This window comes from uncultured Roseobacter sp., assembly GCF_947501835.1.
Lineage (GTDB): Bacteria > Pseudomonadota > Alphaproteobacteria > Rhodobacterales > Rhodobacteraceae > Roseobacter.
Map to the genome: position 1 here is coordinate 1 of NZ_CANMXR010000030.1, position 14,399 is coordinate 14,399.

Genomic DNA, 14,399 nt, shown 5'->3' on the forward strand with positions numbered 1-14,399 from the left:
GGCCAGCGCGTGATCGAGGGAATACCCTCAGCGCTGCCATCCGCCCGGTGGCACGTCAAACATTCATTGGAGAGATATTCGCCGTATTCAGGATCTCCCTGTATCGCAAGTATCTCCGGGTCCAGGTCATGATCTGTTGCGCGCGCGGTCGGTTCCGCCTCCGGCACATCACGCGGGTTGTCGGAAAAATCGCGCATATAGGCCAGAACATTGGCCCGATCCGTCGGATCCTTGAGACCACGGAAACTCATGCGCGTCTTGGAAACCAGGGCGCGCGGGTTTTCCAGATAGGCATCCAGGGTCCGAGCGGTCCAGACCATCCCGTCGGCTCCCGCGCGTTCCATCGCCTCCGAATAGTCAAAAGATCCATGCGCCGCTGCCCGGCGACCGAATATGCCGTTCAGGTGCGGCCCGATGCGATCCTTGGCTCCGATGCCAATTTGATGACAGCCCTTACACTTGGAAAAAACCTTTTCACCCGCCTCCGCGTCACCCAACTCCTGCGCCGCCAGCGATCCGGCCAGAAGCCCAACCGCCGCCGTCACAAGAGAGAGCCTGCGCAAAGTCATTGCGGGAAGGACGCCAGATACGCGATGATGGCGGCCAGATCATCTTCTTTCCTCAGGCCTGCAAAGCTCATCTTGGTGCCTTTCATGAACGCCTTTGGCTTAGCTAAAAAGGCGGTAAGGGACTCTTCATCCCAGACCAGCCCCTCTTCGGCCATGGTTTTGAGCGGCCCGGAATATTTGAACCCCTCCACCGTGCCCGCCGGTCGCCCAACGATGCCAGACAGGATCGGCCCTGAGCGGTTCTTGGCCCCCTCGCCAATCTGATGGCAGGCCTTGCATTTCTTGAAAACCTTCTCTCCGGATGTGATCAACTCCGGATCAACGGCGGCGACCTCGACCACCTCCTCTGGCGCCGCCTCGGTCGCGCTGGCCTCTTGCTCAGGTGTGACATCGAGCACCATGGCACGCATGGTCACTTCGACCGCCTCCTTGCAATCACTCATGCAAGGCTCACCAACCCATTGGCTATGTTCCGTCTCAATCCTGTCGTCGACAATGAAGCCCTCCGCGTTGGGCAGCGTGAAGGATGCCAGATTTTCGTCCGAGAGCACAAAATCCTCATCCACCAGATCGTTGGAATAGAGAATGTAGGCGACGATGGCATAGACCTCATCCGCCTCCAGCGTTTGCGCCGCGCCAAAGGGCATGGAGCGATTGACGTAATCCCATGCCGTCGAGAGATGCGGCCAATAGCTGCCCACGGTTTTCAGCGGGTCATCATCCGCCAATGTGTCCCAACCGCCCGCCAGTTTTGGCCAATTGTCCACGCCTTCCGCAAAATCGCCATGGCACGCGGCACATTGGTCGGCAAAGACCTCCTCACCCGTCAGCACATCACCCGAGCCTGCGGGCAAGCCGGTTCCGTCCGGGCGCACGTCTATATCCCAGGCGGCAATTTCTTCGGGTAGCGCCGGACGACCCAGCCCATATCCTTCGGCGACCGCGGGTGTGCTGAGAACACCAAGCGCGACACAGAGTTTAAGAAACTTCGACATTCTCCGCCTCCCCGGTCGGGCGCACCCACCACGTCTGGATACAGTTGTTGTGATAGATCGAGTTCAGCCCCCGCACCGCGCGCAGCTGCGTCTTGGTCGGTTGTACATACCCGGTTTCATCCATGGCGCGGGACTGCAGGAACATCTCTTCGCCGTCCCATGTGGTGTCGAGATAGAACCGCGTCAGCGCCATCTTCTCGCCGGGCTTGGCGAGCCGCGCGGTCTCCCAAGTAACGCCGCCGTCTTTCGAGACATCCACCCGCGTGATCGCGCCATGCCCGGACCACGCAAGCCCCGTGATCACCAGCGGGCCGGACCCATGTGTGATCGGCGCTTGCGGGCTGGGGGAGGTTACGACGGATTTCGCGTCCATTTCCCATGTCCATTTCCGGCTGGTGCCATCCTCCAGTGTATCAGTGTATTTGCTGGTCTCTTCCCGGCTTTCCACCGGGCCATCCATGACCTCGACCCGGCGCAGCCATTTGACCCACATGTTGCCTTCCCAACCGGGCACAACCAGCCGCACCGGATACCCATGTTCCTTGCGCAAAGCTTCGCCATTGGCCTTGAAGGCGACCAGCACGTCATCCAGCGCCTTTTCCATCGGGATCGAGCGGCCGTTGGAAGAAGCGTCAGCCCCTTCGACGTAGACCCATTTGTCTGCCAGATCGCCTGCGGCCCCCAGCCCCGCCTCCGCCAGGATCGTGCGCAGCGGCACGCCGGTGTATTCCATGTTGTGGATCATGCCATGGGTGAACTGCGCGCCATTGAGCTGCGCACCCGCCCATTCCATACCCGTATTCGCCGCACATTCACAGAAATAGACATGGTTTTCGCGCGGGAAACGTTCGAGATCGGCGTAGGAAAACACCAGCGGCGTGTCCACCAGACCGTTGATCATCAGCCGGTAGTCTTCTTTTCTGAGATCAATTGCGCCGGAGTGATGCCGCTCAAAGGCGCAGCCCTGCGGCGTGATGGTGCCATCCAGCGCATGGATTGGTGTGAAATTGATGGAGCTGATGGTGTCGGCGGTCAGCCATTCGACATTGCGGCGGATCACATCGCTTTCGTACTGAATGGGCAGCCCATAAGGCGTTGCATCCACACCCTCCCCGAGACCGCTGGCCCACTCCTGCACCTCGGTGATCAGCGGATCAGGCGTGCCTGACCGCGCCGCCCCGGCAACCAGTGCTGTGCTGGCCGCGGCACCGCGCAGAAACCCGCGGCGGGATGGTTTGAAACTCTGCGACATAGGTGCCTCCGTGTCTCTTTTGCTCATGCGCCGACCACCTCAACGCTGTTGTTGGGGGTGATGGTGACGGTACCCTGTTTGCGGATATGGTTCTCCACCACATCCCAGATCTGCGGCCCTTCGGTGCCTTCACTGACCGAGGCCCATCCGGCGACCTGATAGGTTTTGGTGGGGTCGATCTTCTCCCCGGTCTTGAGCAGGATCAGATCCGTGATGCGGCTGCCCTGCGGTTTGCTGATATCGATGCGGTATCCCAGCCCGCCTGTGCGCACCATGTCGCCGCCCTGCTGGTAATAGGGATCGGGGTTGAAGAGGTTGTCCGCCACATCCTCCAGCACCACATGCAGAAACTCACCGGTCATTTCAGTGCGATACGCCGCACCGTAACTCATCGAGGTGACGTTCCAGATGTCTTCGCGCGTGATGTCCTGCCCCGGCAGGATCGACGGCCCCCACCGCACGCCAGGGCTGAGCGCGATGTCCGCCTCACGCTCTGACAGCAACGCGTCGCAGATCAGATCATCCCACGTGCCGTTGAAATTGCCCCGGCGGTAGAGCAGGCTGTCGGTCTGTCCGATCACCTCTGCCAACGTGTCTTCGTAAGGCGCACGCACGGTGTCGATCACGGCGGCCACATCCGCATCGGGTGTGATCACGTCTGACAGGATCGGGATCAGCTTGTGACGGAAGCCCATCATGCGCCCATCCCGCACATCCAGATCGACACGGCTGACAAATTTTCCGTTGCTGCCCGAGGCCACGATGACCGTATTCCCCACCACCACTGGCTCTGGCAGCGCATCATGGGTGTGGCCGGATAGGATCACGTCGATGCCCGTCACGATGCCCGCCATCTTCTTGTCGACATCAAAGCCATTGTGACTCAGCACCACGACCAGTTCCGCCCCCTCGGTGCGCACCTGATCAACCATCTCCTGCATATTTTCGTCCCGGATGCCAAAGGCGTATTCGGGGAACATCCAGCCGGGGTTGGCGATGGGCATGTAAGGAAATGCTTGCCCGATCACGGCGACCTTGACCCCGCCCCGTTCAAAGAATTGGTAAGGCGGGAACAGCTCGGCGGGCTCATCCCATTCGGCGTCGAATATGTTCTGCCCCAGCGCCGCAAAGGGCAGCCCCTCAACGATCTCGTTCACCCGGTCCGAGCCCAGCGTGAATTCCCAATGAAACGTCATCGCGTCGGGCTTCAGCGCGTTCATGACGTCGACCATATCCTGACCTTGCGTCTGATAGCAGGTGTAGCTGCCGTGCCAGGTATCACCGCCGTCCAGCAGCAATGCATCACGTCGCTCGGACCGGATCTGGTTGATCACCGTCGCGACGCGGTCCAACCCGCCGATGCGCCCATAACCTTTTGCCAGGGCTTCAAAATCACCCGCCGACAGAGCGTAATGCGCGTAGGAACCGTCTTCGATCCCGTATTTTCTGCGAAATTCTGCGCCCGTGAGATGGGGCACAGCGCCTTTGTTGTCGCCGACACCGATGTTGATGGACGGTTCGCGAAAATAGATCGGCTTTAGCTGCGCGTGGATATCCGTGATGTGGATCAGCGAGACATTCCCGAAGGTCTCAAACTGCAAAAGCTGGTCCTGGGTCAGCGTTTGTTGCGCCGCGATCCGACCCCATTGTCCAAAACCGGACGCACCAAGCAGCGCACTGGCGGCCATACTGGTCTGGAGAAAATCGCGTCGGGATATCATATGCGCATTCCTGAATGTATTCGAAAGAGAAAACCCCGCACGTCCACCGTGCGGGGCAATCGATGTCTAGTTTCTAACCGAGGGCCCTTCGACGTGCAGGCCATTGCCGCGCGAGGCGACGTAGAGCTCCAACGCCACGAACTCCGGGCTGCCCGGCTTAAAGGTCTCCGCCCTTGTGTCGCGCACGCACCCTTTGAACCGCGCGTGCACAGCATTCAGCTTGGTGTTCTTCAACCGATACGTTGGAAAGCCATTGATGTGCCCTTGGCTGAGATGGTCCGCGCGGATCATGTTGCCGTAGTTCTGCTCATGGCAGGAAGCGCAGGCAAGCTCCAGCTGTCCGGTGCGGGTGTAGTAGAGATCCTTGCCCGCCTCCCAAGTGGATTGCGCAGGCCCATCGATGGCCACATTCACCGGCATGCCCCGGGACACTGACGCGATCAGCGCGGTCATATTGACCATGTCGCCGCCCGTGTATTTCCACTTTTCAGCACCCATCCGGTTTTCGCGGCAGTCGTTGATCTGCATCTCCAGCGTGCGCACCTCGCCCGCGGCCTCGTTGTATTTCGGGTAGACCGGGCGTACCCCCGCAATCTCCTCAGACGCACCGTGGCAGCTTGCACAGGATTTACCCTCGGACCCCTCCGCCGTGTTCCAGACATCCTCGGCCTGCTCCACAAAGATCATGCCGGGGTTGTCGAAATCATCGGCCTGCATGGCGCGCGTTTCAGTACCGCGGAAATGCCAGCCCGAAATCACTTCATCCATGACATCCGCCACATGTGCGGGGGCTGCGGTACGCGTCACCAGTGTGACGTCTTCGTTGAGAATAAGCGTGTCCTCCACCGGCTCCGCGATCAGCGGTGTGGCCACCAATGCGCTTGCCAGCATGACACCCGTCAGCTTTTTCATTCTTGTCCCTCCCCAGACACTCATGTCACTCGATCGCGATCTTTTTGCTTGTATCGTAGACCGAGCCGTCATCGTCGTACCAGGTGAAAACAAATTCGCCCGCTTCCGGTACGACGGCCTCGAACTCCAGATAGGGGTTTGTGGAAATCGCCGGCTCCAGCACGACATCGATGACGTTTTCGCCGTTAAAATCACAGGTAAAGCGGTTGATGATCGACCGCGGGATCACATTGCCATCATCATCCTTGCGCTGCCCGGATTCCATTTTGTGGCTGATCAGCGTCTTGATCGTGATCGTGTCACCAGCAGCCGCCGTCTTGGGCACCTTAACGCGGGGTTTCACACCTTTTGCCATGTCTCATTCTCCTGAATTCTGTTGTCACGCTGGGCGCGCTCCGGATACCGGAGCCGATCCCTGCGGGTCAGCCGCCGCAGCCGCCAATTGTCACTTTCACCGTCGAGGTATCCTGAACGAAAGAACCGTCCGCCAGCTTCGCGATGGCAACAACCTCCTGCGTGCCCGCCAGGCGGATGCGCGTGGACGCCGCGCGCGAGGCGGAAAGCTTGCCGAACTTGAACGTCGCAACCGGTGGCGTCGGGTTCCCCAGCGCCAGCACCAGAATCTCCACCGCCGTGTCCGAGGACACTTCGATGGGCACTGTATTGCCATTCTCCGCAATCTCCGGCGCGATCAGCTTGATATCCCCTGCGCCGATCTCCGCACCACCGGTGAAGGCTGCGATTTCGTCAGCACCGGCGGCAGCCGCGACCTTCAGCGGAACGCCAGCGATCAGGACGGCCCCCGCCCCCATCAAAATTGCATTACGTCGTGTCAGTTCCATGCGTGAACCTCCTTTGACCTCATCCGGGTCGTTACTCTTTCAGGGTGGACAGATAGGCCACCACGTCTTCGATTTGCTGAGCGCTTAAGAGCGGGCCAAATGTGTCATCCGCGGCCTCACCGGTGTAGGCGTTGCCAGGACGGAAAAAACCTTCTGTTTTATAGAAAGATGGCATCAGGCTGTCTTCGAACATCATTTTCGCATTGGCGACGATTCCACGCAGTTCGGCTTCGCTCCAGCGCTCACCGGCACCATCAAGCATCGGCCCGATCTCACCGTGGAACGGCACTTCGGCCAGATCACTGACCTCGTGGCAGGCGACACAGTTGCCGAGACTTTTGTCGCCGACGATTTCGCGGCCCTTCTCCGCATCCCCCGGTAAACCGGTCAGTGATTCTTCGACGCTGCCATCCGTAAACACGACGGCGGTCGGGGTAATCTCTCCGGCGCTCACCGTTTGGACGGATGCGGCCAGAACAAGAATTGCGAGAAAGTTGGGTCTCATGCGTCCTCCCAAACACATTCAATTATTGGCATACCATAGGACACAAAAACGTGATTGATCAAGGTCAAATTCGGTTTTGTGAATTTGTTTTTGGTTCAATCTGCCGACCCATCCGCCCGCTCCTGAATTCGCCGTGCGTGATAGCGCTGAAAATCCTCTTCGGAATCAAGCGCGTACCGTTTCTCCCGGACCCAAGTGAACATGTCGAGCGTGGTGCCCGCCCCAAAGGCTCCCGGCATCATGGCAACCGCGGCAGTCTGCGCCGTGGCCCCCTCCGGCACCTCTTCGGGCAGGAACAGAATCGACGGCGTGAACAGCACGCCCCATTTACGCGCCGCCTGCTTTTCCGAAAGCACCTCCCCATCAAAGTCGGTGATCTCCGTATCGCCATGCAAATTCACCTGCACCACAAAGAAGTTGTCACGGATGTAGCTGGCGATCTCCTCGCGCGGGAAAACATCCTCATGCATCTTCGTGCAATAGATACACCCCCGCTGTTCAATCATCAGGACCAATCGCTTCCCTTCCGCGTTCGCCTCCTCCAGGTCTTCGCTCAGATCTTTGAAGGTGTCGCGCATCCAGTCCGTCTTGTGCAGACCATCATCGCCCAGCTCGGCGGCGAAAGCAGGCAGCGCCGACAGGCACAACAGGATCAACAGGCGTTTCATCGGACGGTCTCCTTATATGTTTTGAAAAGCGGGAAAGGTTTGCAGCATCCACTGCGCGATGTAGTTGACGCTGTCGGTGGCGATGAGCCCGGCAAAGACGATCATCAGTACTCCCATCGCCTTTTCCACCTTAGGCAGATGTTTCCGGAACCGGGCGACAAACTTCAAAAACGGCCCGATGAAGAGCGAAGCGATGACAAAGGGCGTGGTCATCGCCGCGCCGAAAACCAACAGCAGGATGAGCCCGCGCAGCGCTGTCGCTTCGGTGCTGGCGGTAAAGACAACCGCCGTCAGCACGCCACCAACGCAAGGGGTCCACCCCGCCGCAAAGGCAAAGCCGACCAGATAGGCCCCCAGCACCGACATGTTTTTGGTATCCCCAGCCTCCATCTGAAAAACCCGATTGAGGAAGCCAATCCGCAGCACGCCCAGAAAATGCAACCCCATCACCAGCACGATCAACGCCGCCACGATGCGGAACTCGGTCTGTGCGCTGCGAAAGCTCTGGCTCAGCCCGTAGGCCGCCGCGCCCAGCAGGACAAACACGGTGATAATGCCCAGTGAAAACATGATCGATGCGAAAAACGCCCGACGGCGCACGCCACTGGAAAGTGTCCCTTCGGCGCTGATCTCGGACATCGACGCACCCGCCATATAACTGAGGTAGAAAGGCACAATGGGCAGGACGCAGGGTGAAAAGAAGACGATCAACCCGCCCACAAAAGCCCCAAACAAAGTGACGTCCAACATCCCAAATTGCCCCGGTGCTTGTGCTGATTACATATTCAAGATATTATATGTTTAAACTCATCCGTCAATCGGAGCCCCGATGAAACGCCTTCTGCTTGCCCTTGCGCTCAGCACCGCGCCGCTGCCCGCGATCACGGCCGATCTAATCATGGTAGAGCAAAACGGGTGCCATTGGTGCGCACGGTGGAATGCCGATATCGCCCATATTTATCCCAAAACCGATGATGGGAAACGCGCGCCATTGCGCCGTGTCGACCTGCGCGATCTGCCGGATGACATCACCTTTGCATCGCAACCGGTCTTCACGCCCACCTTCGTCCTGGTCGAAAACGGCGCGGAACTCGGCCGGATCGAAGGCTACGCGGGTGACGAATTCTTCTGGTTTTTGCTCAGCAAGCTGCTGAATGAACATGCAGTCCCGCCCGCGCCTGATTCCTGAGCATTTGCGCCTAAACCTGTCGCGCCAAAGCGGCCTCGAATTGCCATCCGACCGCGACACGCGTATGAGGATTGAAACGTATTAGATATCCGATCCGAAATGTCCCTGCCCGTCATCACCAAAGACATGTCTGACGCCGAAATCGAGCGCATGATGGAAAACGCATGCAACGCGTCGAACTTCCTCAAAGCGATCAGCCATGAGGGGCGTTTGATGATCTTGTGCCATCTGGCCACCGGCGAAAAGACTGTCACAGAATTGGAAGAACTGCTGTCGGCCCGGCAAGCGGCGGTGTCGCAGCAGCTGTCACGCCTGCGCACCGAAGGGCTTGTTTCGCCGCGCCGCGAGGGCAAGGCAATCTATTACAGTTTGACAGATCAACGTGCGGTTCAGATACTTGATCTGGTCTACGATCTGTTCTGCAAGAACGGATAGCGCGCATCGCCACGCCCCGTAGACATTGGGGAGGAAGCAAATGCTGGACGGACTTTCAGATACCGGGCTCCTGGCCCTCATTGGACTTGTCGGCGGCGTCATTCTGGGGCTTGCCGCGCGGTTGGGCCGTTTCTGCACCCTGGGGGCCATCGAAGATTTTCTCTATCAGGGCAGCGACATACGCCTGCGCATGTGGGGGCTCGCCATTGGTATCGCTGGTCTGGGCAGCTTTGGCCTTGTGGCACTCGGGGCGCTCGACCCCGCGCAATCGATCTACCATCTCGCACCTTGGACACCCGCGCTGGGGATCATCGGCGGGCTGATGTTCGGCTATGGCATGTCCCTGGCGGGAAACTGCGGTTTCGGGGCCTTGGCGCGATTTGGTGGCGGCGATCTGCGTTCTTTCGTGATCGTGTTGGTCATGGGGATCAGCGCATATATCATGCTCTCCGGCCCGCTGGCACACCTGCGTCTCCTCGCCCTCTCAACGACCGAAGTCCCGATAGAGGCGCGGAGTTACCCGCAACTGCTCAACAGGGTCACCGGCGTGTCGGGCGTCTTGTGGGGGATCATGGTCAGCGCGATGATCACCGGCACTGCGCTCTGGTCCCGCGATTTTCTGCGAACGCCAAGGGCCATGATCTGGGCCATTCTTGTCGGTGTCGCGGTGATCACCGGCTGGGCGGGCACCCAATGGGTCGCGGACACCGGGTTCAGCGCATCACCGGTGAACAGTCACACCTTCACATCACCGCTTGGCGAAACTCTGCTGTTTCTGATGACCTCCAGCGGCGGCGGCCTCACCTTTGGGGTTGGCTCGGTATTCGGTGTGCTGGCCGGGGCCTTCATCGGCAGCCTCATCAAAGGGCATTTCCGATGGGAAGCCTGCGAAGACCCTCGCGAGCTAAAGCGACAGGTGCTGGGCGCAGTTTTCATGGGCTTCGGCGCTATACTGGCGATGGGCTGCACCATCGGACAGGGCATCTCCGCATTCTCATTGCTGACGTTGAATGCGCCTATTGTCTTTGTTTCCATCTTCGCAGGAGCAGCACTTGGATTGCGCCAATTGATCACCGGGTTTTCGTTTGGCCGCCTCCAATCCTAGCTCGAACACCAGCATCGAAACTTCGAACCACGGACATGCGCATCGCGACCCCGATCAGCGCAGGGCAACTGACCGAGGATGAGGTCGGTCAGTTGCGGTATCGCTACGTTGCCTCAAGCGATTTCCAAAAGACGACTTTGTCGTCACCTTTCCCCCAGAAATCGCGAATACGCGCTTCTTCGGTGTATCCGGTCTTGCGATAGAAAGCGCGGGTCTGCGAAAACGCCTCTGTTCCGGAGGTATCCGCGATCAAAATGCGTTGCCCGCGCTCCCGCAATTCCGCTTCCAGAGTGGCGATGATGGCAGTCCCGCAACCGGTACCCTGCAGAACCGGCAGCACGGCGATCGCGCGCATGTTCCATGTGCCTTGCGTCAATTCTTCTGGCGCGGCATAGCAAAACCCGACGGCGTTACCGTCTATCTCACACGTCAGCCAGAGTTTATCACTGCCATGTCCGGAAAGGAATCCGGCCACCAAATCCGGCAGCATTTCACTTGGGAACAGTGCTGTGCCCTTCAGCACGTCTTGCAGATCGGCGATATCACCGCGCTCTGTTAGTTTGATTATCATTGTGTGGTCTCTCTTAAGTCTCGCACAAGCGAATAGCTCGATGCGATGCGCGCAGGCTCACACCATTGCCAAAACCAAGCTTCCTGTTCTGTGTGATGTGATGCCGCGCAATCTAGGAGCCTGTCGCGCTCCGCGCAGGCGCCTTTTTGCCGGGTGTCCAACCGTGCTGGACTTAGCGGTTTCCCGCAATCGTAGACATGAAATCTCCTTTGCCCGGCAGGGTTTGCCAGACATAGACGTTGTCTATCATTTAACCCATATCGCGACAAGTCACGCACGGAAAGCGTACGCGTCTGAATGCGGAGGATATCTCCAACCAAGCACTCAGTCAGACACCACAGCCTTTAACCGACCTACCGGCCAATTGAGATCGCAGCGACGAACATGATCAGTTTCGTTTAGACAGGGGACCGATTACAGAAAGTGGACGACCACCCTCAGCCGGGAAGACATAAGAATGACATCAACAGTGAATTTGCAGGATTGGGTGGGCCGAGAGATCGAGAGGACAGACCACCTGCGTCCTGAACCTGCTCGCTTTTTGCAAGCCACGTTGGACCGTAGTCCCACTTTCGCGACCGGCGACCGGCTACCGCCGCTCTGGCACTGGCTCTATTTTCTGGAGGCCTCGCGTGCCAGCGATCTCGGGCGCGATGCCCACCCCAAGCGAGGCGGGTTTTTGCCGCCCATAATGCTGCCCCGCCGCATGTGGGCAGGAGGCCGGTTTACCTTTCACACCGACTTGCTGCTTGGACAGGCCGCGACAAAAAGATCTACGATCAAAAGCGTTGTCGAAAAAGAAGGACGCACCGGACCGCTCTGCTTTGTCACCGTGCACCATGACTATCTTCAGGCCGGTCAGCTGGCGCTGAGCGAAGAACATGACATCGTCTACCGCACAGACCCCGGCCCGCAAGCCGAGACGGCGAAGCCAGCGCAAGCTCCTGAACACGCGGAATTCTCCCGAACCATCACGCCGACCCAGGTCATGTTGTTTCGCTACTCCGCGCTGACATTCAATGGGCATCGCATTCACTATGACGCAGACTACGCACGAGATGTGGAAGGCTATGACGGGTTGGTTTTTCATGGTCCGCTCACGGCCACGCTGTTGCTTGATCTGGCGTGTCGCCAAACGGCCCGACCGCCAAAGCATTTCACATTCCGCGGGCTGGCGCCGATTTCGGGGCTGGCCGCGTTTCATATTGAGGGACAGCTGAGTAAAGACGCTGCAAATCTATGGGCGCGTCGGGCGGATGGTGCCCTGGCAATGTCTGCGACAGCATCTTTCTAGCGGCCCATCGCGCGCCGTCTGCACCATCAATGTCCTATCGGCCTGACAGTTTTAAGTGCTACAGCTTGGCCGCGGACGTTTCCGCCCAAAACCGGTTCATCAACGCCAGAGCCGTTTCAACATCGCTGGCCACGCCATCAAGACCCATCAACGGCACCAGATCTGGCGCCTCGCGCGTTATTTGCCCAGAAAGGAAAATCCGAGCACCCGGGTTGCTGATCCGCAGAGCGATCACCAGCCGGGCCAAGGCCGCTGATGCATGAATGCCTGCTGCAGACAAACCGATGACCCGACAACGCGATTGCGAAATCGCCTTCAACAGATCGTCATGCGACAGGCTCACATGCAGATCAATCTCCCAGCCTTCTTTGCCCAGCAGGTCAGCCGCCATGCGCACCCCCAGGATATGGGTTTCGCCGGGCACCGTGGCAAAGACCGCCGATTTGACCGCAACCGGTTTGTCAGGAACGAAAAGGTAGCCAAGGCTGCGCATGATGGAATAAATGCGGCTCGTCCCAATCGAAACCTCGACAAAGGACACATGATCATCGGTCCACCAGTCGCCCAATGTGCGCGCCGCTTCGCGCAGATAAGCCAGATAGATAGCTTCAAGCGAGGCCCCATCCTGCCGTTTGCCTTCGATAAACTGCGCCGCTTCATCACTCTCTGTGGAAATCAGCGCATAACACAGTTTGTCGACCACGCGCTGCGGCGGATGGTCGAGCAAATAGGTGTTGGTTTTTCCGATTGCTTTGACGCGCGCCAAGACCTCATCAATGATCTCACCGACGGTATCAGCAGGAAGCTTTGATTTCAGTTCCAGTATATCCAATTGCGTCTTCCGGTAGACCTCCGGACAGACTTGTTCGTAGCTTTGCTTCAGAGACGGCATGTCCACTCCCCAGGCAGTCAGACTCCAGTTTCTAAGTTAGCGAATGTCGGAATTGTTCTTGGAGGTTAGATTTTGACCCGGCAATATGTCAATGAAAGTTTACAGTTTTGATTGGAATATCGGATTCCGATTTGGCGGCACCCTGATTTTTTGGCCAGAAGTCAGGAGCATAAACCAGCAAAACCCGAAGCGCGCCGTGACAGTGCAGTTACGTGCACCGCAAGTGCGGATACCAAAGCGGCTGCGCTTCTTTTGGGCTATACCGATTCGTGATTGGGCCTATGTCCGCAGAATACCCCTGAGCTCACAAGCTGGATGCCTGAGAGTTAAAGAGGTGTAGGTGCGAAGAATGATTCCGCGCCGTGACGTTGGCCGCGGACCAAAACCCAAACCACAACCGGTTGGCAACATGGCGATCCCTGAAGGACTCGAACCCTCAACCTGCTGATTAGAAGTCAGCTGCTCTATCCAGTTGAGCTAAGGGACCGCTGGTGCTGTTCATGCCGCAGGCCGCGCCTTCGTGCAAGTCTTAGAGCGCGCGGGACATGAAAACGCTCAGGGGGTCCTTCGCATAGCCGCCGAACGGCGGGCATTGTTTGAAGCCCGCGTTTTCATACAAACGCCGTGCGGCGGCATGTTCAGGGCCCGACCCGGTCTCCAGTTTCAGGCGCGCAAGACCCAAACCCTGCGCCTCCTGCATCAACCCGGCGAGCAGCGCACGACCGACACCGCGCCCACGGGCCTCTTCAGCGGTGTGCATGGACTTCAGCTCACCCCAGGACCCGCAGATCTTTATGGCACCAATGGCCAGGGTGGTACCATCCTCGCGCAGCGCATAAAGGCGAACATCGCTAGCGGTGAGCGCCTCTGCAGGCAAGACGTGGCAACTCTCCGGCGGCGACTGCGACCGCATTAACTGGAAGTGTCGGTTCAATAATTCTGCAACCTCGACGTCTTTGACATGCGCGCGTGTGACGTCGAAAGACCGCAAATCTGGCCAAAGCTGCCTCGGCAGAAATCGAGAAGGCATTTGAAAACAAGACCTCATTTTGAAGCAATTTCAAATAGGCGCAGGGCTTCCGCGAAAGTCGGGATAAGATCCCGCGAACCAAAGGAAAAGACAACAACAAAAACCCGCCGAGGCGCGCTTGATATCTGACGATTTACGAAGGATCAGGCGGATTTTTTATCACGACCAGAGATCCTAGATGGACATGGATCGCACCTATGCCGACTTTGTCGGGATTGCGGAAACCCGGCGTCCTGCCATCGAGAATACCGGCGAACAGTTTCTCGAAACATCCGGCACCGCGCTGGCAGGCATCTCCGCGTTCAGACCCCGACGTATCCTGCGGCGGATGTCCGCAACGAACCTATTTTGTTGAAGAAGTCGCTTTGATTTGGGAGGATGGCCGCCTCGCTGCGTTGGTCGCGGGCTTATTGTTCCGC

Annotated in this window: 18 protein-coding genes and 1 tRNA gene; 5 read left to right on the plus strand and 14 right to left on the minus strand. The window is 58.4% G+C overall.

What is annotated here, in order from left to right:
• The 10 genes from Q1A20_RS25230 to Q1A20_RS25275 form a co-directional block, all read right to left on the minus strand.
• Positions 1-569, minus strand: a 569-nt coding sequence (locus Q1A20_RS25230) for a cytochrome c family protein (RefSeq protein WP_299919474.1), incomplete at its 3' end; no start/stop codon positions are given.
• Positions 566-1,564: a c-type cytochrome gene (locus Q1A20_RS25235; protein WP_299402259.1), complete on the minus strand. Its 999-nt coding sequence runs from the start codon at positions 1,562-1,564 to the stop codon at positions 566-568. The genes Q1A20_RS25235 and Q1A20_RS25230, both read right to left, overlap by 4 nt.
• On the minus strand, positions 1,548-2,816 hold the full coding sequence (gene soxC, locus Q1A20_RS25240; protein WP_299919489.1) for a sulfite dehydrogenase: 1,269 nt from the start codon (positions 2,814-2,816) through the stop codon (positions 1,548-1,550). Before soxC ends, Q1A20_RS25235 begins: the two co-directional genes overlap by 17 nt.
• A 23-nt stretch (positions 2,817-2,839) precedes the next feature.
• On the minus strand, positions 2,840-4,537 hold the full coding sequence (gene soxB, locus Q1A20_RS25245) for a thiosulfohydrolase SoxB (protein ID WP_299919476.1): 1,698 nt from the start codon (positions 4,535-4,537) through the stop codon (positions 2,840-2,842).
• A gap of 66 nt (positions 4,538-4,603) precedes the next feature.
• A complete protein-coding gene (soxA, locus tag Q1A20_RS25250; RefSeq protein ID WP_299919491.1) occupies positions 4,604-5,428 on the minus strand; it encodes a sulfur oxidation c-type cytochrome SoxA in 825 nt (274 codons plus the stop codon).
• A gap of 46 nt (positions 5,429-5,474) precedes the next feature.
• The gene (gene soxZ, locus Q1A20_RS25255) at positions 5,475-5,804 is read right to left on the minus strand and encodes a thiosulfate oxidation carrier complex protein SoxZ (RefSeq protein ID WP_298969552.1); all 330 of its coding nucleotides are present in this window, start codon (positions 5,802-5,804) and stop codon (positions 5,475-5,477) included.
• Positions 5,805-5,871: 67 nt separating this feature from the next.
• Entirely contained in the window at positions 5,872-6,291 is a 420-nt protein-coding gene (soxY, locus tag Q1A20_RS25260) for a thiosulfate oxidation carrier protein SoxY (RefSeq protein WP_298969551.1), read from the minus strand.
• Between the two features lie 31 nt (positions 6,292-6,322).
• Positions 6,323-6,796: a sulfur oxidation c-type cytochrome SoxX gene (gene soxX, locus Q1A20_RS25265; protein WP_298969550.1), complete on the minus strand. Its 474-nt coding sequence runs from the start codon at positions 6,794-6,796 to the stop codon at positions 6,323-6,325.
• Between the two features lie 95 nt (positions 6,797-6,891).
• Positions 6,892-7,464 (minus strand): thioredoxin family protein, encoded by a 573-nt coding sequence (locus tag Q1A20_RS25270; protein ID WP_299919479.1) that lies wholly within the window; start codon positions 7,462-7,464, stop codon positions 6,892-6,894.
• Positions 7,465-7,476: 12 nt separating this feature from the next.
• Entirely contained in the window at positions 7,477-8,214 is a 738-nt protein-coding gene (locus Q1A20_RS25275; protein ID WP_299919481.1) for a cytochrome c biogenesis protein CcdA, read from the minus strand.
• A gap of 79 nt (positions 8,215-8,293) precedes the next feature.
• Between Q1A20_RS25275 and Q1A20_RS25280 the strand changes: the two genes are divergently transcribed.
• From Q1A20_RS25280 to Q1A20_RS25290, 3 genes are all read left to right on the plus strand, one after another.
• Entirely contained in the window at positions 8,294-8,653 is a 360-nt protein-coding gene (locus Q1A20_RS25280; RefSeq protein WP_299402254.1) for a hypothetical protein, read from the plus strand.
• A gap of 99 nt (positions 8,654-8,752) precedes the next feature.
• Positions 8,753-9,088, plus strand: coding sequence for a helix-turn-helix transcriptional regulator (locus tag Q1A20_RS25285; RefSeq protein WP_298969546.1), 336 nt, complete (start codon positions 8,753-8,755; stop codon positions 9,086-9,088).
• Between the two features lie 40 nt (positions 9,089-9,128).
• The gene (locus tag Q1A20_RS25290) at positions 9,129-10,193 is read left to right on the plus strand and encodes a YeeE/YedE family protein (RefSeq protein WP_299402252.1); all 1,065 of its coding nucleotides are present in this window, start codon (positions 9,129-9,131) and stop codon (positions 10,191-10,193) included.
• Positions 10,194-10,296: 103 nt separating this feature from the next.
• Here the strand turns inward: Q1A20_RS25290 and Q1A20_RS25295 are convergent, their stop codons facing one another.
• Entirely contained in the window at positions 10,297-10,764 is a 468-nt protein-coding gene (locus Q1A20_RS25295) for a GNAT family N-acetyltransferase (protein WP_299402251.1), read from the minus strand.
• 457 nt (positions 10,765-11,221) lie between these two features.
• Here Q1A20_RS25295 and Q1A20_RS25300 point away from each other — a divergent pair, with 457 nt between their 5' ends.
• On the plus strand, positions 11,222-12,058 hold the full coding sequence (locus Q1A20_RS25300) for a MaoC family dehydratase N-terminal domain-containing protein (RefSeq protein ID WP_299919483.1): 837 nt from the start codon (positions 11,222-11,224) through the stop codon (positions 12,056-12,058).
• 58 nt (positions 12,059-12,116) lie between these two features.
• Here Q1A20_RS25300 and Q1A20_RS25305 read toward each other — a convergent pair whose 3' ends face one another.
• From Q1A20_RS25305 to Q1A20_RS25315, 3 genes are all read right to left on the minus strand, one after another.
• Positions 12,117-12,950: a cobalamin-dependent protein gene (locus Q1A20_RS25305; RefSeq protein WP_299402247.1), complete on the minus strand. Its 834-nt coding sequence runs from the start codon at positions 12,948-12,950 to the stop codon at positions 12,117-12,119.
• A gap of 410 nt (positions 12,951-13,360) precedes the next feature.
• A tRNA-Arg gene (locus tag Q1A20_RS25310) sits at positions 13,361-13,437 on the minus strand.
• A gap of 42 nt (positions 13,438-13,479) precedes the next feature.
• The gene (locus Q1A20_RS25315; protein WP_299919485.1) at positions 13,480-13,980 is read right to left on the minus strand and encodes a GNAT family N-acetyltransferase; all 501 of its coding nucleotides are present in this window, start codon (positions 13,978-13,980) and stop codon (positions 13,480-13,482) included.
• 178 nt (positions 13,981-14,158) lie between these two features.
• Between Q1A20_RS25315 and Q1A20_RS25320 the strand changes: the two genes are divergently transcribed.
• On the plus strand, positions 14,159-14,335 hold the full coding sequence (locus Q1A20_RS25320; protein ID WP_299919487.1) for a hypothetical protein: 177 nt from the start codon (positions 14,159-14,161) through the stop codon (positions 14,333-14,335).
• The last annotated feature ends 64 nt before the right edge of the window (positions 14,336-14,399 follow it).